The following is a 19,860-nucleotide window of genomic DNA, read 5'->3' on the forward strand; positions in this document are numbered from 1 at the left end:
CGTGTGCGGTGGATGGGAGGCGGATGGGCGGAGTATGGGCGGCGGATGGACAGCGGCGCCGGCCGCCAGTTCGGTGCCGTCGGCCGCGGTTTCCTGCCTGGCGTCCTACTTGCCGCGCTGCTCCACCCACTGCCAGAAATCAATCATCATCCGCTCGTAGCGGATGCCGAATTCCAACGCCTCGCGCTGCCCCCGCGTCAGCAACTCCCCTACTTCCTCGGTGAGTTCCTCGTACTCCGCGAGCGTGCGGTGGTGTGCTTCGAGCTGTACGGGGGAGTGGACCTCCGGCCGCCCGCCGAACCACAGCTTGAGGACGCCGTGCTCCCGCGCCTCGACGGGGGCGAAGGCCGAGTCGGTGAGCCACTCCTGCAAGGCCGCCCGGCCCGCCGGAGTCAGTTTCAGCAGCCGCCGGTTGCGCCCGCCCGCCTGCCGGGACTCCGACAACAGGCCGGCCGCGACGAGCCGGTCGCACTGCGCGTAGACCTGCGCGTGCGGCATCGACCAGAAGGGGGCCACCGTGCTGGCGGCCGCGCCCTTGATGTCGTACGGGCTGGCCTCGCCCAACTGGTCGATGAAGCCGAGCACGAGGAAGGACGGCGTGGTCAGGCGGGGGTCTGCCCGAGGGGAATCAGCCATGCCGTGACCGTATCGCGGCGCAGCGTCCGGGTGGCGCGCCCTCGGGACGGACGGGCACCGCCACCTCATCCGGACGCCCTCCGACGCCCCCGCACCGGCCGGCTGTTGTGCCAGACCGCCGCGACCACCAGGGCGCAGCCCGCGGCCTGGGTCGGGGTCGGGCGTTCGCCGATCGCGACGCCGAGCCCGAAGGCCATCACCGGCTGGAGCAGCAACAGCGCGGCACCGACGCTCGGTGCCAGTCGCGGCAACGCGGAGGTGATCAGCAGCCAGGCAAGGACCTGCCCGACGACGGCGAGCGTGATCAGCCAAGCCCACGCCGGCCAGCCCGGGTTCAGGTCGATCCCGGTCCACAGCCCGCCCATCACCGCCGCCGTCGCCGCGGCCGCCGCGGTCGAGAGGCACACCGGGGTGAGGGTGTGCTCCCGTCCGCCACCCAGCCGCATGAGGAAGAGGTATCCCGCGTACGCCACCCCCGCCGCCGTTCCGAACGTCACCCCGGCGACCGGGTCACTGCCCGGTTGCGGATGCCCGATCGCCCCGCTCGCCAGCGCCACCCCGGCCAGCATCAGTGGGGCCATCAGTACGAACCGCCCCGGCAGTCGGGTCCCCGACACCAGCCGGGCGAGCAGCGGGAAGACCACCACCTGGACGTTGAGCAGCACCGTGGAGACCGAGGCGCCCACGGCGAGGACGCTGGCTGCCCAGAACACCATGTCAACGCCGAGCAGCACCCCGGCGCCGACGTCCATCACCTGGTAGCGCACCGGCCGCGGACCGATCCGCCGCACCTCCCGCCAGGCGAGCGGAACGAGCAGGAACAGTGCCAGTGCGCAGCGCAGGAACGCCGCCGTTCCGGCGTTCGTCCCGGAGAGCTTCATGAAGACGGCCGAGGCGGAGATGCACGCCGACCCCGCGATGGCCAGCACTACGGGATTCCCCGCCCGGTCGCCCCGTGGGGACCACCGCCCCGCGGCGCCGACCGCCCTGGACCCGGCCCCCACCCGAGCCTTCGACGATGTCTCTCGCGACCCCACCCCCACCCCTGTCACTGTCCCCGACCCGGACGCCACCGCCTTGTCTCCAGTCGTCATGGAATCCACTGTGCAGGGCCTGACCATAAACGAAAAGCAATGATTCAAGCCCAATAATCGGTAGCATCCGTAATGTGTTCAGCATTGACCGACTCCGGGCGCTCGCCGCCGTCGCCGCCCACGGATCGATCGCCCAGGCAGCCCGCACCCTGCACCTGACGCCCTCCGGCGTCTCCCAGCAACTCGCCAAACTCGAACGCGAGGCGGGCCACCCCCTCCTCCAACCGCACGGCCGCAGCGTCCGCCTGACCCACGCCGGCCGCGTCCTGGCCGCCCACGCCGACCGCCTGATCGACCAACTCGCCGCGGCACAAGCCGACTTGGCGGACCTCGACAGTGAGGTCCTGGGGCCCCTCCGCATCGGCGGCGTGGGCAGCGCGGTCCGTACCCTGCTCCCCGACGCGCTCGCCGCCCTCGCCGCCGCGCACCCCCGCCTCGTTCCCGCGGTCGTCGACGGCGAGGCCGTCGACCTGCTGCCCCGCCTCGCCAACGACGAACTGGACCTGCTCCTCGTGGAGAGCTGGGCGCCCCGCCCCCTCGCCGTCCCCGAAGGCGTCACACTCCGCACCCTGGTCAGCGAAGAGGTCTACGTCGCCCTCTCCGCGCAGCACCCGCTCGCCGACCGTGCCACCCTCGACCTCACCGCCCACGCCGACCTCGGCGAACTCGCCGACACCGCCTGGGCCTGCTGCCCACCCGGCACGGAAGCGTACGAAGCCCTCGTCCAGGCACTCCGCACCCGCGGCATCGAACCCGACATCCGCTACCTCCTCGCCGACCACCCCACCCAACTCGCCCTGGTCTCCCGCAACCTCACCGCCTGTCTCACCCCCGCCATGTCCCGCCAACCCGCCCCACCCGGCGTACGGTTCCTCCCCACCCGTCCCGCCCTCCGCCGCGACATCCGCGTTGCCTGGTCCGCCCGCGCGCAGAGCCCACCGGTCCGGGCCTGCCTGAGCGCCCTCGCAACTGCCGTGCCGGGAGCGTCGAAGGGTGAGTGGGAAGGGTGAGGGAGGAGGGGCGGGGAGGGGGAGTCAGAGGGGTGGCCGGCCGCCGGGGCCGGTTCACGTCACGGCCGCACCGTCTCCTCCCACGCGATCCGATGGAAGTGGAGCGCGCGGAACATCTCCTCGGGTGCCGGGAACGCGGGCACGGGCGCTTCGCTCTTGCCCGCCTTGACCTTGTTGACGGCCGCGGCGTTCAGCCCGATCGCCTCCACGCGCGGCCGCCGCAGTGCCTCGTAGGCGGCGAACGCCTCGCGGTACGTGGGGAGATCGCGCAGACAGCGGGCCAGTTCGACGGCGCTCTCGATGGCGAGTGAGGCACCCTGCCCGGAGCTGGAGGAGGGCGCGTGCACCGCGTCGCCCACCAGTACCATCCGCCCGCGGTGCCAGTGCGGTACGGACGGCATCCGCTCCATCTGGCCGACCACCATCAGCGCGTCGGGGTCGGTGTGCCGCAGCAGCCGTTCGCCCGGGACGTGGCCGGCATACAGATCGCGGAGCTTGCGCAACCACTCGGTGGTGGGTACCCGCGCCAGGTCCTCCTGGCTCGGCGGGGTGTCGGTGGGCAGTCCGGCGAACCAGATCAACCGCCCGTCCGGGCCCCGCCAGTAGCCCATGAAGGCGCGGCCGAACGCGAAGTACATGGTGCCCGGTGCGGCCTCGACCTCGGCCTCGATGCCGCTGTCCGCCCTGGTCCGGCCGCCGAAGCTCAGCACCCCGCCGTACTCCGGCGCGGGAGCCTGCGGGTCGATCACCGTGCGGACGGTGGAGCGGATGCCGTCGGCGCCGATCAGGAGATCGGCAGTCGCGGAGGTCCCGTCGGCGAAGTGGGCGGTGACCCCGTCGGACGTCTCCTCGGCGCCGACACACCGTTTCCCGTACACGAACCGGATGCCCTCGCCGACCGCGTGATCGGCGAGCGCCCGGAACAGCCGGTCGCGCGGCATCGTCATCGTGGCGGGCAGTTCGGGGAAACCGTCGAAGCTCGTGAAGTGATGGCCGGCGCCGTCCGCCATCACCACCCCCGGCACCGGCTGCCCCACCGCCCTCACCGCGGCATCGGCACCGACCGTCGCCAGTGCCGCCAGCCCGTTGGGCGCCAGGCCCAGCCAGGCCCCGACGCCGTCCGCCGCGGTCGGATACGCCTCGTAGACCGTCGCAGTGATGCCCGCCTTGCGCAGTGCGAGGGCCGCCACCGGCCCCGCCACCCCGCCCCCGATGACGAGTGCCGTCCGTATGGCGGTGCCGTGGCCGTTGCGGCCGCTGTTGTTGCTCATTACCCCTCCCAAAGGAAGTGCCTGGACCTGATACGCCACATAGTTGCAAAGAAACTAGTCTCAGTGCAACTAGTTCGGGATGGTGACTACGATGACCTGCATGACCGCCCCCGTGAAGAGCTCGCCGCTCGGCCTGACCGTGCTGGTGCTGCTGCACCACCGTCCGCTGCACCCGTACGGCATCCAGCAACTGCTCAAGCAGTGGGGCAAGGAGCAGGTGGTCAACGTCGGCCAGCGGGCCGGGCTCTACCGCACCATCGAGCGGCTGCAGACCGGCGGGCTGATCACCGTCCGGCACACCGAGCGGGACCAGCAGTACCCCGAGCGGACCGTCTACGAGGTCACCGACGAGGGCCGGGCGGTCACCCGCGAGTGGCTGGAGCAGATGCTGGCGGTCCCCAAGGCGGAGTTCCCGGTGTTCCCGGCGGCGCTGTCGAACATGCTGATGCTCAACCCGGCTGAGGTGGCGCCGATCCTGGAGCGCCGGCTGGCACGGCTCACGGCCCAGCGCGCCGAACTGGAGCGCCAGACCGCCGGAGCCCCCGCCGGACTCCCGCGCATCACGCTGATCGAGAACGAGTACCTGCTCACCGTCCTCGGCGCCGAGGAACGCTGGCTGCGCGGGGTGATCGACGACCTGAGGGACGGCAGCCTGACGTGGTCCCGGGAGATGCTCGCGGCGTTCGACGAAGCGCCCGAACCGGATGCGGATACGGCCGGACAGACCTCGCGGAGTGGGGAGCGAAGCGGCGGCGCATGACCTTGCGCACGCTCGGCCTCACCTCGGGCGCGTCCCTCCTGGCGGTCGAACTGCTCACCGCCGCCGCACCCGCCGTGACCGCCGCGCCGGCGAAGTACTCGCAAGCCGCCGCAGTCCGGCAGTTCGGTCAGGCCGGCGTCACCTGGACCTCGTCCGGCCGGTGCGGCGACCGCAACCACCGGAACTGCACGGCCTTCGAGCAGATCAACCGGACCACCGCCGCCGGCGTGCTCGCGTTCAAGAACCGTCGGGACCGGGCTCACGGGCCTGCCGCGCGGGACGGCGCTCAGAAGGCGGCGGTCACCAGGCGCAGGTAGCGGGGCCAGTCCCACAGCGGGCCGGGGTCGGTGTGGTCGGCGCCGGGCACCTCGTTGTGGCCGATGATGTGCCGGCGGTCGACGGGGATGCGGTAGCGGTGGCAGATCGCGGCGGTCAGGGCGGCGGACCGTTCGTAGAGCGCATCGGTGAACCAGCGGGGTTCGTCGATCCGTCCCTCGTGCTCCACACCGATGCTGCGCCAGTTGAACGCGGTGTTCCCGGCGTGCCAGGCGACGTCCTGTTCGCGTACGCACTGGGCGAGGTAGCCGTCTTGGGACCGCACGGTGTAGTGCGCGGAGGCGCGGTAGCCGGGGCGGCCGAACAGCATCAGCGTGTCGGGGAAGGTCTCCTGCGTGACGTGCACGATCACCAACTGCACCGGGTGACTGGTCGGACGGTCGGCGGGGGTGTAGTTGGTGATGTTGGCAGGAACCCACTGTGCCTGGGGATAGCCCGGCGTGGTGCCTGGGCCCGGCGTTCCGGAGCTCGAACAGGCTGTGGTGGCGGCGAGCGCCGCCATCCCCGTCACGAGGTGCCGACGGGTGAGCGCCTGCTCGTCGCCGGTCACCGGTGACCGGTCCCGAAAGAGGAGAAGCGCGGACGCATCGTGGGACGCTCCCTTGGGCCGCAACGTCTGACGCAGGTGGAAGGCGTGGCTGCTCTCCCCGCAAAATACCCGCGCCCCACAGTGCGTCCCGACTCCGACACGGACCCGCGTCAGGTGGCCACCCTGGGGGCAGCGGTACGGGTTTCGCCTCCGACCACTGTGCGGCGTGCGCGTTGGGCCCAACGGACGGCGAACGGTGCGGCCAGTCCCGTCACGGCGAACAACGCGCCCACGACGTACCAACCGGGGCGCCCCCAGGTGATGCAGAGGGAGATGAGCAGACCTGGCCCGACGGCGTCGGACAGCCCGGCGCCCAGGCCGAACACCCCGAGGTACTGGCCGGTGGCGTGGGCCGGGGCGAGGGCGAAGGACACCTCGAAGCCGGCGGCGGAGTGCCACAACTCGCCGATCGTGTGGATGACCACGGCGGTCATGAGCAAGGTCGCCGCTGCCCGGTCCGGGATGCCTGCGGCGAGCGAGAGGAGTGCGCAGGAGAGGAGGAAGGCGAGGCCCGAGCGGCGGTAGGCGTTCCCGCCGGCGGTGGGGGTGTCGATGTGGCGACTGGCGCGCATCTGGAACACGATGACGATGACGGTGTTGACGAGCATGGTGCCCGACATCAGCCAGCGTGGGGCGGTGGTGGCCTGGACCAGCCAGAGCGGAACGGCCACGGTGAGGACCTTGAACTGGACGGCCATGATGCCGTCGAGGGCGGTGAGCAGGAGGTAGGGCCGGTCGCGCAGGGCGATCCAGCGCGGGCCGCGGGCGGCGCGCCCGGGCGGGACCGGCGGCAGCCGGACCAGGATCGTCGCGGAGGCCGCGACGGCGAGTGCGGCGCCGAGGACGAGGAGTTGGTAGGCGGTGTGGGTGCCCACCTGGATGGCCCAGCCGGCGAGCAGCGCACCGAGCGAGATGCCGATGTTGGTCACGGCACGGAGGTAGGCGCGGAACTCCTGTGGCCGGTCGCCGCCGTGGCTCCGGATGATCGGGCCGCGGGCGGCCTGTCCGGCGGTATGAGCACCGGTGGCCGCGCCGACCGCGAGGACGAACGGCCAGAAGCCGCCCGCCAGGAGGAAGCCGGCGGTTGCCAGTGCGCGAACGACGAGGGTGCCGGCGTAGACGCCGCGTGCGCCGCGGGTGTCCGCGAGGTGGCCGACGGCGATGCCTGCGGCGAGGGAGGCGACGCCGGCGATACCGAGTCCGAGTCCCACCTGGGCCGCCGGGATGCGCGCGTCCTCGGTGAAGTACAGGACCCCGGCGGTCAGGTAGAGGCCGCTGCCGATGGCGTTGACGAAGTTGGAGGCGGCGATGACGCGTTGGGGTCCGGCGTCCGGCAGCAGACGGGGCATGACGTGGCTCCGCATCCTGGGCAGGAGGTAAGGGCCCGTCAAGCTTGTTGCATATTACTTTCAGGAGCAAGAGGATTGCAGGAAAGGGGGATTGGAGGGGTGCGGAGGGGGCTGTTCCGCTGCTGCCGTGGTGGCCGTGGTGGCCGTGGTGCTACGGGGTCTGCGCCGGGCGGTGTGCCGGAATGCCGGCGAGGGAGGCGACATGGGCCGGGACCGGGCGGGCGTGCTCGGTGAGGACGTCGATGAAGGCGGCGGTGAGCGCATCGGGTTGGCTGCGGGTGTACGCAGCCAAGGGGCGCCGGACCGGTGGATCGGGCAGCAGGACCCGGGCGACCAGATGCGCGGGGATCATGTTCGCGGGGAGCAGGGTCGGGCCCACCCCGGCCAACGCCAGTTGGAGTGCGGCCGCCGTCTGCTGCGTCCGCGCTGCGACCTGCGGACGGAATCCGGCACTCGCACACGCGTGGTCGAAGACCTTCGACAAACCATTCGGCTCGGTGAAGTGGACCCATTCCCGTGCCGCGAGTTCGGAAAGGCTGAGCCGGGAACCGGCCCGCCAGATCAGGGGATCGTCAGCGGCGAGAACGATAACGAACTCTTCCGATTCCAGGGGAAAAATCGGGCCCGTCCAGTCAATGGGCGGCGGGCCGATGGCCACATCCGCCTGACCGGCAGCCAAGGTGAGTTGGAGTTCGTTGTCATAGAGTTTTTCGACCAGCGACAGGCGAACCCCGGGGTGTGCGCGGCGCCATACGCCTAAAACGTTGGGCAGCACGCCGAGGCTGACCGAATGCAACGTGGTCAGTCGCAACTCGCCCCCGTGAGCGTTGGCCACGCGCAGGGCGGCCGAGTGGGCGTTGTCGACCTCGACCAAGGCGGCGCGGGCGTGCGGGAGTATCGCCCGGCCCAGCGGGGTGGGGGTGATCGGGCGTATGCCACGCTCGATCAGGGGCCCGCCGCAGGATCGCTCCAGGATCTGTAACTGGCGTGACAGGGCGGGTTGCGAGACATGCAGTCGCTCGGCGGCCCTGGTGAAGGATCCCGCGTCCACGATGGTCACCAAGTACTGGAGTTGCCTCAGGGTCATGGCCATGACGAGAGGTTATAAGATCCATGATCAAGTGACCGTGGATGACTCACGTGCGGCTCAGGCGTGACTCCTGCATGACTTTGCCGTCATCGCAGCTGAGCTTCGTGTGACGGGTGGCCGCGGGCATCTCCCGTTGCTTTCCGGCTGATTCGGCGGAGTTCCGCGTGAGGTGTGCGGTGTGGCTGTACCCGACGCTCTTGCGTTGTGCCGCTGCCGAAACGCGATTCCGTCGTCCCCGCGCTGGTGGGGCATCGCGCACGGGGAAAAGGGAGGTGTCCCGCCGGGCGGTGGGACCGGGGGCCGGCCAGGGCAGTGGGGGTGGGCCGTGCCGGTTGCGCGGTCGGCGGAGCACGGATGCCACGCACTGTGCGTCACGTCACTGCTGTGGTGCGCAGGGGAGCGATGATTCTCCTGTGACGCGGCAGTCTCCACTGCCGTAACCCCTGTCCCTTGCGTGAGCAGGACCTGAGTGTGGAAGAGGAGCGAGTGCCATGCACATCGTGATCAGCGAGTTCATGAGCCTGGACGGCGTGGTGCAGGCGCCGGGCGGAGCGGACGAGGACCGGGACGGTGGCTTCGCCCACGGTGGCTGGTCGCACCCGTTCTTCGATCCGGAGGTCGTGGGCGGGGCCTTCGCCACGGCTTTGGACAAGGCCGAGGCGCTGCTGTTCGGGCGCCGTACCTGGCAGACGATGGCCGCGGCGTGGCCCGAGCGGGCCGGCGACCCGTTCGCCGACCGGATGAACGCCATCCCGAAGTACGTCGTGTCCAAGACACTCGGCGCCGACGAACTGACGTGGGACAACACCCAACTCATTCCGGGTGATCAGGCCATCGCCCGGATCCGCGAGCTGCGCGCGGGCGACGGCGGCAACCTGCTGGTGATGGGAAGCCCCACGCTCGTCCGCACCCTGCTGAGCGAGGGCCTGGTGGACGAACTGCGGCTCATCGTCATGCCGGTGCTCCTCGGCGGCGGGAAGAAGATCTTCCCGGACGACGGTGCGCTGCGGGCACTGGAGTTGGTGTCCACGGTCAGCAGCGGTACCGGAGCCCAGGTGTGTACCTATCGGCCGGTCGCCGAGGGGTAAGGACGGGCGGGCGGACCGCCGCGGGCTGGGAGTGGGGACGAAAGACCGCAACCCTGCGGCCAGGCAGTGCTGCCGGACACACCCCCAGCCGCGCGACGGCGCTTCCCGTACGCCACGGTCAGCACGGCCAACAACGGCCCCCACAGGACCAGCGAGGGCCTGGCGTTCCCTTCGGTGGGCCTGGTCAGCCCACCGTCGCCGACCTGGGGTGCGGTCCGGGACATGTGGCGGCCTGGCTCGCCGGCCACGGTGCGAAGACGGTCGGCGTCGACCTGTCGGACGCGATGGTCGAGGTGGGCCGCCACCGGTGTCCGACGGTGGAGTTCCGACAGGGTGACTTGCTGGAACTCCCCGTGAAGGACGGCGAGTTCGGGTCGGCCTTCGCCTTCTACGCGGTCATCAGGAGCGGGAGACGTCCCGCCCTGGGGCGGTACGGGGCTGGTCGGGAGGGGGACGGGCGCGGGCGGTAGTGTGCCCGCATGGACTGGCGGGGACCGACGTATCGGGTGGTTGGCGGGGAGCGGATCGACGGGGCGTGGTGCCACGTCTGGTGGCGGAATCGCCATGACGACCGCTACTTCCTCGACGACCTGGTCGTCTTCGCGGACGGGGCGATCGGGGGCGGCGAGCGTACGGACCTGGCCGGCCTCGCGGGGTTGCTCGCCTCGGGCCGGCTCTCGCCGACGGATCCGGACGTTCCCGGCCCGCCCCCTCCGCCGTCGAGTTGGCGCTCCCGGTCCGGCGGACCGCTGACGCCCGAGGGGTTCCTCCTCGACGTCGCGGACAAGGTCGCGGAACTCAGCGGTCGCCCCACCGCCGCGCAGCGCTGTTGGGAGGCGATCCGGTGTTTCCAACAGGACCCGAGCGCAGCCCACCGGGCACTGCTCCGACGGGCCTACGCCGCGATCCCACCCCACCAACGCATCTACGTCCTCGGCGATATGGACCTTCAGGACCGCCCGTTGCGGATCCTGGTCACGGACGTGGGTCTCGCGGTGGACGGTGACGGTCCGGTGGTGACGGAGCAACTGCACCGGGAAGCCCTGGCGTACTTCGACCGGGCCGATGCGGCGGTGGCGCGCGAAGCGGAACACCGCGCCGTTCACCATGCCGACGACCCCACCGAAGCGGATCCCGCCACGGCTTTCACTTCGTACGAAACCGTCTATCCGAACGGCTGGCCGGACGCACTGGGCCCGTACGTGTTGCGCAACGCGTACCCGGCGCCGGTCGACTTCGGCGGCCGGACGTACCCGTCCGTACTGCACGGCTACTGGGCGCTGTCGGCGGCCGATCCCGCGGACCACGACCGGATCCGGGACGCGGAGGGGAGCCGGGCGGCGCAGGAACTCGGCGGGCGGGTGGCGCGACGGGCGGACTGGCACCGTATGCGGGTTGCCGTGATGGGCGCCCTGCTGGAGGCCAAGTTCACCCAGCACCCGGAACTCGCCGAGATCCTGCTCTCCACCGGGGACGGCGTGATCAGCTACACCGGGCTCAGCGACTCGCCCTTCTGGCGGGACGTGCCCGACCAGCGGGGGCGCAACTGGATGGGCCGCCTGCTCGAACTGACCCGGGCCAAGCTCGCCGCCGGGCCGCTGCTGCTTCCGGACCGACTGACCGAGTGAGTGATCGAGTGACCGGCCGACTGGCTGACGGAACGGCCGGCTGACGGACCGACTTGCCGGCGGACCGGCCGGTCACGCGCCCCCGCCCCGTTGCACCTCCGCCTGACCGCCTGACCGCCGGCCGGGCGACCGGTCGCCCGGCGTTCGCCGTCCGGGCCGGCCTGGACCGTGGTGGCGGTGACCAGGCACTGCGCAGACGTGCGGGCGTCACGGAGTGTGGGGCAGCACCACCCGCATGTCGAGTCCGCCGCCTTCGCGTGGTTCGGCGGTGATGGTGCCGTCGTGGGCCCGGACCACCGAGCGGACGATGGACAGGCCCAGGCCGACGCCCTTGTCGCTGCCGGTCCGCTCGGTGCGCAGCCGCCGGAACGGCTCGAAGAGGTTCTCCACCTCGTACGCCGGCACCACCGGCCCCGTATTGGAGACCACCAGCACCGCACACCCCGGCTGCGGCTCGGTGGCCACCTCCACCCAGCCACCCTCGGGCACGTTGTACCGCACCGCGTTCTGCACGAGGTTCAACGCGATCCGCTCCAGCAGCACACCATTGCCCTGCACGAACACCTGCTGCCGCACCCCCCGCAGCTCCACCCCCTTGCCCTGCGCCTCCTCCCGGGTCTGATCCACCGCCTGCGAGGCCACCTCCGACAGATCCACCGGACGCCTGTCCACGATCTTGTTCTCACTACGCGCCAGCAGCAGCAACCCCTCCACCAACTGCTCACTGCGCTCATTGGTCGCCAACAACGTCTTCCCCAACTGCTGCACCTCCGCCGAAGCCTCCGGATCGGCCAGCTGCACCTCCAACAACGTCCGATTGATCGCCAACGGCGTCCGCAACTCGTGAGACGCGTTCGAAACGAACCGCCGCTGCGACTCGAACGCCCGGTCCAACCGGTCCAACATCTCGTCGAAGGTGTCCGCCAACTCCTTCAGCTCGTCATCCGGACCCCCCAACTCGATCCGCCGATGCAGATCCGACCCCGCCACCCGCTGCGCGGTCCGCGTGATCCGCCCCAACGGCGACAACACCCGCCCCGCCATCGCATAACCGAACGCGAACGCCACGATCGTCAACCCCAACAACGCCAGCATCGAACGGTTGAGGAACTGGCCCAGCGCCAGGGAGCGTTGGTCCTGTATGCAGGTGCTGATCGCCTTGTTGATCTCGTCGACCGTGCCGGACATCGGCAGGATGGGGCAGTTGACGTTGCTGACCCTGAGGTCGGTGCCGAAGACCCTGAAGTCGGGGGTGCCTTGCCTGAGGGTGTTGGCCGCCAGGAAGTAGATGAGCGCGAGCAGGACGACGCCGGCCATCAGGAACATGCCGCCGTACAGCAGGGTGAGCCGGATCCGGATGGTCGGCCGCAACCACGGTGCGGGTCGGTGGTGCGGATCGGGCAGCGGGCGCCGGGAGGGCTTCGGGGGGACGGGCCGCAGTGTCGCGGTGGGGTGGGGAGAGGTCGTCACGGTGGTCAGCCCCGATGCCCCGGCGAAGCGGCGGAGGGGAGGGGCAACGGGATGACGAGTGGGCGCACTGCTGGTCCTTTGATTCTTCCTCAGGTGTCCTGAGGCACACGAAAGTTGCCAAGACACACCCATAGTGCTCAAAGGAGCCGTAAATCGGCAGTAAGGAAGGGGGGTGGTTGCGGTGAACGCCGGGGGAGTGGGGGACTGGAGCCGCTCGCCCGTGCCCGTGCCCGTGCCCGTGGGTGTCGGGTGAGGTCCTGCCGTTCCGAACCTCTGGTGCGGGGCGACTGACCGGCGGTCCGGACGGTCGTCAGGTCGGGCCCAGTCCGGCGAGCAGGGTCTGGGTCACCATGTCGGCTCCCTGCGCGGGAGTCAGGTCGGGCATCTCGTGGGAAGCCATGTTCGTGAGGTGCGTCAGCAGGGTGCGCGCCCACCGGTCCGGTAGCCCCGGGCGGATGACGCCCTCGCGGGCGGCGCGGGCCATGAACACGTCGAGGTGCTGGAGCAGCCGATCGAGCCGGGCGGTTGCCGCCTCGTCCGGTACCTGTCGCAGATCCACCGGCCATTTCCTGCTGGCGGTGATGATGCCCTCCGCGTACCGGTGCAGTGCCACGGTCACCGGCGCCTCGGTCAGCCGGGACTGTGCGAGGACCGTTTCGCAGGCGTCGAGCTTGGCGGTGTACACGGCGGCCATCAGCGCTTCGCGGGTGTGGAAACGACGGTAGACGGTGCGTCGGTCCACGCCCGCTGCGGTGGCGATCGCCGCGATGCTCGTCGAGGGGTCGTGCGCCAGTAGGCGTGCTCCGGTCTGGAGGACCGCGTCCAGGTTGCGTGCCGCGTCAGCTCTCATCGTGCTCGGAGCTTAGGCGGGAGCGGGGCGGTTTGGCCAGCAAGTGGCACATGACTATTACGATCCCGGAAGTAACTGTCACATAGTTGTGGCGGTTGGTTGACCGGTCGTCGTACCGACCGGCCCGGTGGCGCGCCCGCTTGCTGTCGCGCCCGACCTCGTCCCTCACCTCTGGAGTGCCTTGTGAGCCCAGCCCGTATGTCCGAGAAGTTGCAGGACCTCCTCGATTCCCAGGTCTTCGGCACGGTGGCGACCCTCCAGCCGGACGGCAGTCCGCACCAATCGGTGGTGTGGGTGGGGCGGAACGGGAACGACCTGTTCTTCGTCACCGGTGTCGACAAGCGCAAGATCCGCAATCTGCAGCGTGATCCCCGGCTGAGCGTGACGGTGAACCCGCCGGACGCGCCGTACGGTTACGCGGTGATCAGCGGAACCGCACGGTTGGAGAGTTCCGGAAGCCGCCGGCGGATGGACGAACTGGCCGTCAAATACACCGGGTTGACGTACGCCGAGCACAACCCGGAGGCGTACGCCGCGCTTCCGGAGCTGGTCACCGTGCACCTCGCCCCCGAGAAGATCGCGGCCCGGTTCCTGTGAACCACCGACCGAGGAGCGAGCGGCGCGACCGGCCGACCGGCGCCCCGTCGCTGCCGGGCCCGCGCCGTGCCGTTACGTCCCGGATGCGGCACTGCTGTCGACGCGTCACTTCCGGTTCACCAACGGCTGGTGGGCTGGGGCGCGTTGGACCCGATGCCCGTTCCCCGAACGCTTCAAGGAGTCGTTCCATGCACAGACCCTCCCGCCGGCATGTCGTGACCGCCACCGCCCTGGTCGCCGCCACCGCGGCTGCCGTGGCCGTGACCACCGCGGCCGGCGCCTCCGACACCAGGCAGCAGGCCGAGCACGCCATCAAGGGCGGCAAGGCCAAGAACGTCATCCTGCTGATCGGTGACGGTATGGGGGACTCCGAGATCACGCTGGCGCGGGACTACGCGGTCGGCGCCAACGGCCGCCTGAACATGGACGCGTTCCCGCTCACCGGTGCCTACACGACGTACGCGGTCCACGCCGACGGCACCCCGGACTACGTGACCGACTCCGCCGCGAGCGGATCCGGTTGGGCGACCGGCCGCAAGACCGTCAACGGCCGGATCTCCAAGACCCCGGACACCGACAAGGCCGTCCCCACCATCCTCGAACTGGCGCAGAAGAACGGCTACGCCACCGGGAGCGTCACCACCGCCGAACTCACCGACGCCACCCCGGCGGTGCTCGCCTCGCACGCCACCGACCGCTCCTGCCAGGGGCCCGGCGACATGGCCAAGTGCCCCACCGACACCCTCGCCCAGGGCGGTCCGGGCTCGATCGCCGAGCAGTCCGTCAACCACAAGGTCGACGTCCTCCTCGGCGGCGGGAAGCAACGGTTCGACCAGAAGGTCACCGAAGGCAGGTACAAGGGCCTGACGGTCACCGAACAGGCCGAGAAGCTGGGCTACCAGGTCGTCACCGACACCACGGGACTGAAGGGCGTCAAGGCGGGCAAGCCGGTCCTCGGCCTGTTCGCGCCCGGCAACGTGCCGACCGAGTGGAGCGGTAAGCCGGCGGCGGTCGGCGGGACCGACCCGCAGCGGTGCGTGACCTCCAACCCCAAGCGCCCGTCGGCGACCCCGAGCCTCGCCGACTCGGCCACCCAGGCGATCCGGCTCCTGGAAGCCAAGCAGAAGCACACCAAGACGGGCTTCTTCCTCCAGGTCGAGGGCGCGTCGATCGACAAGCAGGACCACGCGGCCGATCCCTGTGGGCAGATCGGTGAGACGGCCGCGTTCGACCGTGCGGTGAAGGTGGCTCGCGACTACGCGGCCAAGCACCCCGACACGCTCGTGGTGACCACCGCCGACCACGGCCACACCAGCCAGATCGTGCCCCTGGAGGCCACCCCGCCCGGCCTGTCCTCCACCCTCGTCACCAACGAGGGCCAGCAGCTGAAGGTCAACTACTCGACCAACACCCCTGGCCAGTCACAGGAACACACCGGCACCCAGGTGCGGATCGCCGCCCAGGGCCCGCAGGCGTACCGGGTCCTCGGTGTCACGAACCAGACCGACCTGTTCACCACCATCCGCGAGGCGCTCGGCCTGAGGTGACGGTGCGGTAGGTGCGCGCGGGGGAGGCCGGCCGCCGGCTTCCCCTGCCTGACACGGTCTGACGCCGCCCGGCGCCGACCGATACCGCCTGACACTGACCGATACCGACCGATGCCGGTGCCGCTCAGTCCGTCGTCCGGCCGGGCGGCACCCGTTCCAGCGCTTCCCAACTGACGTCCCGCGCACGCTCGGCGGCCTCCGCCCGGCCGCCCCCGCGCACACCGAACAGTCGCTTGGCGAAGAGCAGGTAGACCACCACCGCGAGATTGATGACCAGGGTGAGGACCTTGGTGACGGTCACCTGGGAGGTCAGCTCGTAGACCTCCGGGACCAGCAGGACGGTGGTGGCGACGAAGGTGAGGTACTCCGCCCACCGCCTGCCGCGCCACAGTCCGACCGCCTCGACGCCCTCCAACAGCGCATATGCGGCGATCACCAACCCGATCAGCCACAACGTCGAGGAGCGCACCGCGAACGCCTTGGCCACCTCGCCGAGCAGTCCGCGCTCGGAGACGCCGCCGGTCCCGCCCACCCCGTTCTGGAGCAGATCCATGAACCGGTAGAACGGTGCCTGGAGACTGGCGCGTTTGTCCGCGAAGATCAGGATGCCGGCGGCCAGCGCCCCGAGCACCACGAAGTGCAAGAGCCGGTCGAGTGCGATCAGCCGTAGCACGTAGCGGTCGCGCAGGGCCTTGCCGCGCAACGGGAGGGCGATCTCGTGCCGGTCGGGTGGGTGTGGACGGTCCGGCTGTCGCGGCGGGGGCACCGGCACCCAGGCATCGCACCGCAGGCATCGGTGCCAGCGCAGTCCGTCCCGGTCCTGGCGGACCAGCAGGGCGTCGGACGGCCGCACCCGTTCCGCCGTCACGCCTTCGAGGTGGTGACCGTGCAGCGCGCAGCTCAGCAGTTCATAGCGCAACCGCCGCTCGTCGCCGGCCGTCCCGGGCACCGGGGCCGGCGCGTCGCGGTCCTCCTCCGCCATGCGTTCCTCCGTCGCGACCGAGGGTCTGGTCCTGCGGGTGCCTGCGGCCGGTGCCGCAGGGCGCGTTTCCGATTTCCGAGGCCAGTCTCGGGCACGGTGGGCGCTGATCGCGGGAATGGCGTGGGGGCGGCGCGTACGGCCGGGGCGGCGGACGCCCCGGCCGGAACGTCTGACGCACGGGTACCGACGGCCGGGCCGCGTCACCGCCGTGCCTACAACGTCGCGAGGAAGTCCCGGACCGCGCCGGCCAACGCCTCCGGAGCGGTGGCGGGCAGCAGATGGTCGCCGTCCAGTTCGGCCACCACGGTGCCGGGTCGGCGGTCGACCATGGCACGAACCCGCTCGGGCGGGATGACCCCCTGGGTGCCGTGGACCAGTAGGGCGGGGCAGGTGCTGGCCGTCCAGTCGTCCCAGTGGTCGCCGTGCACGTGCTCCTCGGACCGGTACATGTCCTGGGGGTGGAAGGGCAGCCGCCAACTGCCGTCGGTGTGCTGCCGCAGCCGGTCGGAGAAGTAAGGGCCGGCCGGTCCCAGACCGGCGACCAGCGCCTCCCGGGTGGCTGCCTGGAAGGGCAGGTCGAGCAGGAACGCGAGGGGGTTCGGGCCCTCAAGGCCGAGCGCGGCGGGGCCCTCGACGTTGACCAGCGCGTCGACGCGATCGGGATGGCGGGCGGCGAACTGGTAGGCGTTGATGGCGCCCAGGGAATGCCCGAGCAGGACCACCCGGTCCAGCGCGAGGTGGTCCAGGAGGGCTTGGAGGTCGGCCAGATATCCCTCGCGGGTGTAGTCGTCGGCGCGGTCGGATTCACCCTGGCCGCGCTGGTCCGGGGCGATCAGCCGCCAGGCGGGGGTCAGTTCCCGGGCGAGGTGGGCGAACGTGGCGCCCTCGGACAGATGGCCGTGCAGCGCGACCAGCGGACGGCCGTCCCCGCCGAAGTCGAGGTACGACAACCGGCGCCCGCCGACGGACAGTTCGGACCGTACGGCGTGGTGAGCCAAGGTCGATTCGGACATCGCCATCCCCCTCATGTGGTTGCCCCTGCGCTGATCACGTGGTCGCTCCTGCGCCGAGGCCGGCGCAACAGGACCGTTCCGAGCGCCTGTTGCCGAACAATACATGCACCTAAGACGCTTGTCTAAGACACATGTATAGATTCCTGGTGAGGGTCGCCTGTGGGGGTCGTCTGTGGGGGCGCCTGTGAGGGTCGTTGGTGGGGATCACTGGCGGGGATCGCTTGGGTGGCCCGTTTGTATAAGGCGTTTGGGTAGATCGCTCGTGTAGGGCGCTTGTGCGGATCGTTCGTGTGGTGCGAAGCCGGCCCCACCGACTCGATAGGGTGGCCGCCGCCGCACGTGAGGGGCCGGGAGGTCTGATGGAGCTGCACGTTGTCCCGTTCGAGGACGGAATGGTCGAGGCGGCCGGGGAACTCCTCGCCGCCGTCCACACACCGGCCGCCGGGACACCGGCCCCCGCAGTCGATCCGGCCGACTCCGACACGGCCCGCAGCCACCTCGATGCCTGGCGCACCGCGGGGCCGGCGGTCGCCGCACTCGCCGGCGACGGCACCCTCACCGGCTTCATGGTGGCCACCGTCGCCCCGTCTCCCGGCGATCCCGTCGGTCGGATCCTCCTGTCGCACCACGCCGCCGCCCCCGGCGACACCCGCGCGACCTACCGGTACCTCTACCGCGCTCTCTCCCGGCGCCTGGTCGACATCGGCTGCTTCGAACACCGCATCAAGGCCGCCGCCGACCACCGCGACACCCTCGCCGTCTTCGTCCAACTCGGCTTCGGCATCGAGCAGATCAGGGGCCTGCGCCCGCTGACACCCCCGAACGGCACCGCCGAACAGGCCCGCGTGCGCCAGGCCACCACCGAGGACCTGCCACAACTCCTCGCTCTCGTACTGGAGGTGCAGAAATTCCACGCCGAGGCGCCGATCCACCTGCCCGCGCTGATCGACCTGCACGCCATGCGCGACAACCTCCAGGCGGCCGTCACCGACGCCCGCCGACTGGCCCTGGTCGCCGAGGTGGACGGCCGCCCGGTGGGGCTGATGGTGGTCGAACCCCACAGCGGCATCCCGGGAGCGGTCGCGATCGGCATCGCGGCCGTGACCGCCGCGGTCCGGGGCGGGGGACTGGGCACCGCCCTGCTGTCGGGAGTGCTGGAGTGGGCCGCGAGCCAGGGCCACCGCGCCTGTGCGGTGTCGTGGTCATCGGCGAACCTCGTCAGCGACGCCTTCTGGCGCGGCCACGGCTTCACCCCCGTCCGCTACACCCTCGTCCGCCGCCTCGACCCGCGCGTCGCCTGGGCGCACTCCCGCCTGGACTACCAGGACTTCCTGCCCGGAGACGGTCCGCACGGGCAGTAGGCGACCGCCGCGCCTGGCATCAGAATTTCGTCGAACTCCCTTTGGCTGACGCTGATTTGGGCCCGGCGGGTGCTCCATACTTCCCGAGGGGAAACGGCATCAACCACTACCGTCCGTCCACTCCCGCAGGTGGCGGTGCCGGACACTGGGGATCCTTCCGACCAGCGCCCCGTGGCAGGTGCGCCGATCGGACTGAAGCCCGGCGGCGCCGCAGGCTCCCGCTCGCCCACACCCATGCCTGTGGCGCCGCCACGCCACCACCACGCACCGCCGCGCGGAATGCGCGGCGCCCGTCCACAGTTGAGCCGATCATGACCGAAATCCTCGTGACGGGCGCGACCGGCAACGTCGGCCGGCACGTCGTGGCCCACCTCCAGACCGCGGACGCCCCGGTACGGGCCTTCGTACGCAAGCCCACCGCGGCCCAACTGCCCGAGCAGGTACGGATCGTGGGTGGAAGTCTGACCGAGCCGGACACCCTGGCGGCGGCCCTGGAGGGCATCGACACGGTCTTCCTGATCTGGCCCTTCCTCACCACCGAGGCCGCGCCGGCCGCCCTGGAGGCGATCGCCCGCCATGCCCGCCGTCTCGTCTACCTCTCCGCAACCGGCGTGAACCCGGCCGCCGCACGCCAAACCGACGCGATCAACCAACTCCACGCCGACATGGAACGCCTCATCGAGGACTCCGGCGTCCCGCACACCCTCCTCCGCTCGGACACCCTCGCCGCCAACGCACGGGGTTGGGCCGAGCAGATCCGCACCGCCCACACCGTCCGGGGCCCCGAGATCGCCGCCACCGCGGTGGTCCACGAGCAGGACGTCGCGGCCGTGGCCGCCCGTGCGCTCACCGACGACCGACAGACCGGCGCCGTCCATCTGCTGACCGGCCCGGAGATCCTGAGCCGGGCCGACCAGGCGCGCACCATCGGTGAGGAGATCGGCCACCCGGTGACGTTCGAGCCGGTCTCCGTGGCGGCCGCACGGGAGCAGATGCTCGCCGACGGCCGGCCGCCCGCTCTCGTCGAGGCCCTGCTGTCCAGTGCCGAGAACCGGCCCGCCTCCACGGTGGTCACGTCCACGGTGGCCGAGCTCACCGGCGCGCCGGCGCGCACCTTCCGCTCCTGGGCGCAGGAGTACGCGGCCATATTCCGATGAACTCGACGCGGAGCATGGGGTGTTGAGGCCAG

20 protein-coding genes are annotated in these 19,860 nt (G+C 70.9%); 10 read left to right on the forward strand and 10 right to left on the reverse strand.

The annotated features are described in order from the left end of the window. Nucleotides 1–105: 105 nt before the first annotated feature. Nucleotides 106–636, reverse strand: coding sequence for a PadR family transcriptional regulator (locus tag ACFVT2_RS33635; RefSeq protein WP_390024156.1), 531 nt, complete (start codon nucleotides 634–636; stop codon nucleotides 106–108). Nucleotides 637–701: 65 nt separating this feature from the next. Further along, nucleotides 702–1,565, reverse strand: coding sequence for a DMT family transporter (locus tag ACFVT2_RS33640; RefSeq protein ID WP_390024158.1), 864 nt, complete (start codon nucleotides 1,563–1,565; stop codon nucleotides 702–704). Nucleotides 1,566–1,804: 239 nt separating this feature from the next. Here ACFVT2_RS33640 and ACFVT2_RS33645 point away from each other — a divergent pair, with 239 nt between their 5' ends. Continuing rightward, nucleotides 1,805–2,740, forward strand: coding sequence for a LysR family transcriptional regulator (locus ACFVT2_RS33645; RefSeq protein ID WP_390024160.1), 936 nt, complete (start codon nucleotides 1,805–1,807; stop codon nucleotides 2,738–2,740). Between the two features lie 59 nt (nucleotides 2,741–2,799). Here the strand turns inward: ACFVT2_RS33645 and ACFVT2_RS33650 are convergent, their stop codons facing one another. Next, nucleotides 2,800–4,011 carry an FAD-dependent monooxygenase gene (locus tag ACFVT2_RS33650; RefSeq protein ID WP_390024162.1) on the reverse strand — a complete coding sequence of 404 codons (1,212 nt, stop codon included), beginning with the start codon at nucleotides 4,009–4,011 and terminating at the stop codon, nucleotides 2,800–2,802. Between the two features lie 100 nt (nucleotides 4,012–4,111). Here ACFVT2_RS33650 and ACFVT2_RS33655 point away from each other — a divergent pair, with 100 nt between their 5' ends. Both ACFVT2_RS33655 and ACFVT2_RS33660 read left to right on the forward strand, forming a co-directional pair. Next, entirely contained in the window at nucleotides 4,112–4,771 is a 660-nt protein-coding gene (locus ACFVT2_RS33655; RefSeq protein WP_390024164.1) for a PadR family transcriptional regulator, read from the forward strand. Continuing rightward, nucleotides 4,768–5,088 carry a hypothetical protein gene (locus tag ACFVT2_RS33660; protein ID WP_390024166.1) on the forward strand — a complete coding sequence of 107 codons (321 nt, stop codon included), beginning with the start codon at nucleotides 4,768–4,770 and terminating at the stop codon, nucleotides 5,086–5,088. The genes ACFVT2_RS33655 and ACFVT2_RS33660 overlap by 4 nt, the downstream gene beginning before the upstream one ends. Here the strand turns inward: ACFVT2_RS33660 and ACFVT2_RS33665 are convergent. From ACFVT2_RS33665 to ACFVT2_RS33675, 3 genes are all read right to left on the reverse strand, one after another. Continuing rightward, the gene (locus ACFVT2_RS33665; RefSeq protein WP_390024226.1) at nucleotides 5,058–5,609 is read right to left on the reverse strand and encodes an N-acetylmuramoyl-L-alanine amidase; all 552 of its coding nucleotides are present in this window, start codon (nucleotides 5,607–5,609) and stop codon (nucleotides 5,058–5,060) included. The two genes, ACFVT2_RS33660 and ACFVT2_RS33665, sit on opposite strands and share 31 nt — an antisense overlap. 197 nt (nucleotides 5,610–5,806) lie before the next feature. Continuing rightward, nucleotides 5,807–7,045, reverse strand: coding sequence for an MFS transporter (locus ACFVT2_RS33670; protein WP_390024168.1), 1,239 nt, complete (start codon nucleotides 7,043–7,045; stop codon nucleotides 5,807–5,809). A gap of 151 nt (nucleotides 7,046–7,196) precedes the next feature. Next, nucleotides 7,197–8,138, reverse strand: coding sequence for a LysR family transcriptional regulator (locus tag ACFVT2_RS33675; RefSeq protein ID WP_390024170.1), 942 nt, complete (start codon nucleotides 8,136–8,138; stop codon nucleotides 7,197–7,199). A gap of 488 nt (nucleotides 8,139–8,626) precedes the next feature. Here ACFVT2_RS33675 and ACFVT2_RS33680 point away from each other — a divergent pair, with 488 nt between their 5' ends. Genes ACFVT2_RS33680 through ACFVT2_RS33690 form a run of 3 tightly spaced genes read left to right on the forward strand, consistent with a single transcriptional unit; the run spans nucleotide 8,627 to nucleotide 10,851 of the window. Next, the gene (locus ACFVT2_RS33680) at nucleotides 8,627–9,223 is read left to right on the forward strand and encodes a dihydrofolate reductase family protein (protein ID WP_390024172.1); all 597 of its coding nucleotides are present in this window, start codon (nucleotides 8,627–8,629) and stop codon (nucleotides 9,221–9,223) included. Further along, nucleotides 9,193–9,693: a class I SAM-dependent methyltransferase gene (locus ACFVT2_RS33685; protein WP_390024174.1), complete on the forward strand. Its 501-nt coding sequence runs from the start codon at nucleotides 9,193–9,195 to the stop codon at nucleotides 9,691–9,693. The genes ACFVT2_RS33680 and ACFVT2_RS33685 overlap by 31 nt, the downstream gene beginning before the upstream one ends. A gap of 9 nt (nucleotides 9,694–9,702) precedes the next feature. Beyond that, nucleotides 9,703–10,851, forward strand: a complete 1,149-nt coding sequence (locus ACFVT2_RS33690; protein WP_390024176.1) for an NADAR family protein — start codon at nucleotides 9,703–9,705, stop codon at nucleotides 10,849–10,851. A 207-nt stretch (nucleotides 10,852–11,058) separates the two neighbouring features. Here the strand turns inward: ACFVT2_RS33690 and ACFVT2_RS33695 are convergent, their stop codons facing one another. Beyond that, a complete protein-coding gene (locus tag ACFVT2_RS33695) occupies nucleotides 11,059–12,291 on the reverse strand; it encodes a sensor histidine kinase (RefSeq protein ID WP_390024228.1) in 1,233 nt (410 codons plus the stop codon). Nucleotides 12,292–12,631: 340 nt separating this feature from the next. Continuing rightward, nucleotides 12,632–13,171 carry a TetR family transcriptional regulator gene (locus ACFVT2_RS33700; protein ID WP_390024178.1) on the reverse strand — a complete coding sequence of 180 codons (540 nt, stop codon included), beginning with the start codon at nucleotides 13,169–13,171 and terminating at the stop codon, nucleotides 12,632–12,634. Between the two features lie 198 nt (nucleotides 13,172–13,369). On the opposite strand from ACFVT2_RS33700, the gene ACFVT2_RS33705 reads away from it, so the two are divergent. Together ACFVT2_RS33705 and ACFVT2_RS33710 are read left to right on the forward strand one after the other, a co-directional pair. Next, a complete protein-coding gene (locus ACFVT2_RS33705) occupies nucleotides 13,370–13,768 on the forward strand; it encodes a PPOX class F420-dependent oxidoreductase (protein ID WP_390024180.1) in 399 nt (132 codons plus the stop codon). Nucleotides 13,769–13,956: 188 nt separating this feature from the next. Then, nucleotides 13,957–15,315, forward strand: coding sequence for an alkaline phosphatase (locus ACFVT2_RS33710; RefSeq protein ID WP_390024182.1), 1,359 nt, complete (start codon nucleotides 13,957–13,959; stop codon nucleotides 15,313–15,315). A 124-nt stretch (nucleotides 15,316–15,439) separates the two neighbouring features. On the opposite strand, the gene ACFVT2_RS33715 is transcribed toward ACFVT2_RS33710, so the two are convergent. Both ACFVT2_RS33715 and ACFVT2_RS33720 read right to left on the reverse strand, forming a co-directional pair. Further along, nucleotides 15,440–16,297, reverse strand: a complete 858-nt coding sequence (locus ACFVT2_RS33715) for a DUF2127 domain-containing protein (protein ID WP_390024184.1) — start codon at nucleotides 16,295–16,297, stop codon at nucleotides 15,440–15,442. 212 nt (nucleotides 16,298–16,509) lie between these two features. Next, nucleotides 16,510–17,310: an alpha/beta fold hydrolase gene (locus ACFVT2_RS33720; RefSeq protein WP_390024186.1), complete on the reverse strand. Its 801-nt coding sequence runs from the start codon at nucleotides 17,308–17,310 to the stop codon at nucleotides 16,510–16,512. 359 nt (nucleotides 17,311–17,669) lie between these two features. Between ACFVT2_RS33720 and ACFVT2_RS33725 the strand changes: the two genes are divergently transcribed. After that, a complete protein-coding gene (locus tag ACFVT2_RS33725) occupies nucleotides 17,670–18,671 on the forward strand; it encodes a GNAT family N-acetyltransferase (RefSeq protein ID WP_390024188.1) in 1,002 nt (333 codons plus the stop codon). 311 nt (nucleotides 18,672–18,982) lie between these two features. Beyond that, on the forward strand, nucleotides 18,983–19,828 hold the full coding sequence (locus ACFVT2_RS33730) for an NAD(P)H-binding protein (protein WP_390024190.1): 846 nt from the start codon (nucleotides 18,983–18,985) through the stop codon (nucleotides 19,826–19,828). Nucleotides 19,829–19,860 lie beyond the last annotated feature (32 nt).

The organism is Streptomyces sp. NPDC058000 (assembly GCF_042886435.1).
GTDB lineage: Bacteria > Actinomycetota > Actinomycetes > Streptomycetales > Streptomycetaceae > Streptomyces.

Bases quoted from the DNA above. Each gene is read 5' to 3' on its own strand.
- ACFVT2_RS33635 (WP_390024156.1), bottom strand. From the start codon at position 636: ATGGCTGATTCCCCTCGGGCAGACCCCCGCCTGACCACGCCGTCCTTC.
- ACFVT2_RS33650 (WP_390024162.1), bottom strand. From the start codon at position 4,011: ATGAGCAACAACAGCGGCCGCAACGGCCACGGCACCGCCATACGGACG.
- ACFVT2_RS33655 (WP_390024164.1), top strand. From the start codon at position 4,112: ATGACCGCCCCCGTGAAGAGCTCGCCGCTCGGCCTGACCGTGCTGGTG.
- ACFVT2_RS33660 (WP_390024166.1), top strand. From the start codon at position 4,768: ATGACCTTGCGCACGCTCGGCCTCACCTCGGGCGCGTCCCTCCTGGCG.
- ACFVT2_RS33665 (WP_390024226.1), bottom strand. From the start codon at position 5,609: ATGGCGGCGCTCGCCGCCACCACAGCCTGTTCGAGCTCCGGAACGCCG.
- ACFVT2_RS33670 (WP_390024168.1), bottom strand. From the start codon at position 7,045: ATGCCCCGTCTGCTGCCGGACGCCGGACCCCAACGCGTCATCGCCGCC.
- ACFVT2_RS33675 (WP_390024170.1), bottom strand. From the start codon at position 8,138: ATGGCCATGACCCTGAGGCAACTCCAGTACTTGGTGACCATCGTGGAC.
- ACFVT2_RS33680 (WP_390024172.1), top strand. From the start codon at position 8,627: ATGCACATCGTGATCAGCGAGTTCATGAGCCTGGACGGCGTGGTGCAG.
- ACFVT2_RS33690 (WP_390024176.1), top strand. From the start codon at position 9,703: ATGGACTGGCGGGGACCGACGTATCGGGTGGTTGGCGGGGAGCGGATC.
- ACFVT2_RS33700 (WP_390024178.1), bottom strand. From the start codon at position 13,171: ATGAGAGCTGACGCGGCACGCAACCTGGACGCGGTCCTCCAGACCGGA.
- ACFVT2_RS33705 (WP_390024180.1), top strand. From the start codon at position 13,370: ATGTCCGAGAAGTTGCAGGACCTCCTCGATTCCCAGGTCTTCGGCACG.
- ACFVT2_RS33710 (WP_390024182.1), top strand. From the start codon at position 13,957: ATGCACAGACCCTCCCGCCGGCATGTCGTGACCGCCACCGCCCTGGTC.
- ACFVT2_RS33715 (WP_390024184.1), bottom strand. From the start codon at position 16,297: ATGGCGGAGGAGGACCGCGACGCGCCGGCCCCGGTGCCCGGGACGGCC.
- ACFVT2_RS33720 (WP_390024186.1), bottom strand. From the start codon at position 17,310: ATGTCCGAATCGACCTTGGCTCACCACGCCGTACGGTCCGAACTGTCC.
- ACFVT2_RS33725 (WP_390024188.1), top strand. From the start codon at position 17,670: ATGGAGCTGCACGTTGTCCCGTTCGAGGACGGAATGGTCGAGGCGGCC.
- ACFVT2_RS33730 (WP_390024190.1), top strand. From the start codon at position 18,983: ATGACCGAAATCCTCGTGACGGGCGCGACCGGCAACGTCGGCCGGCAC.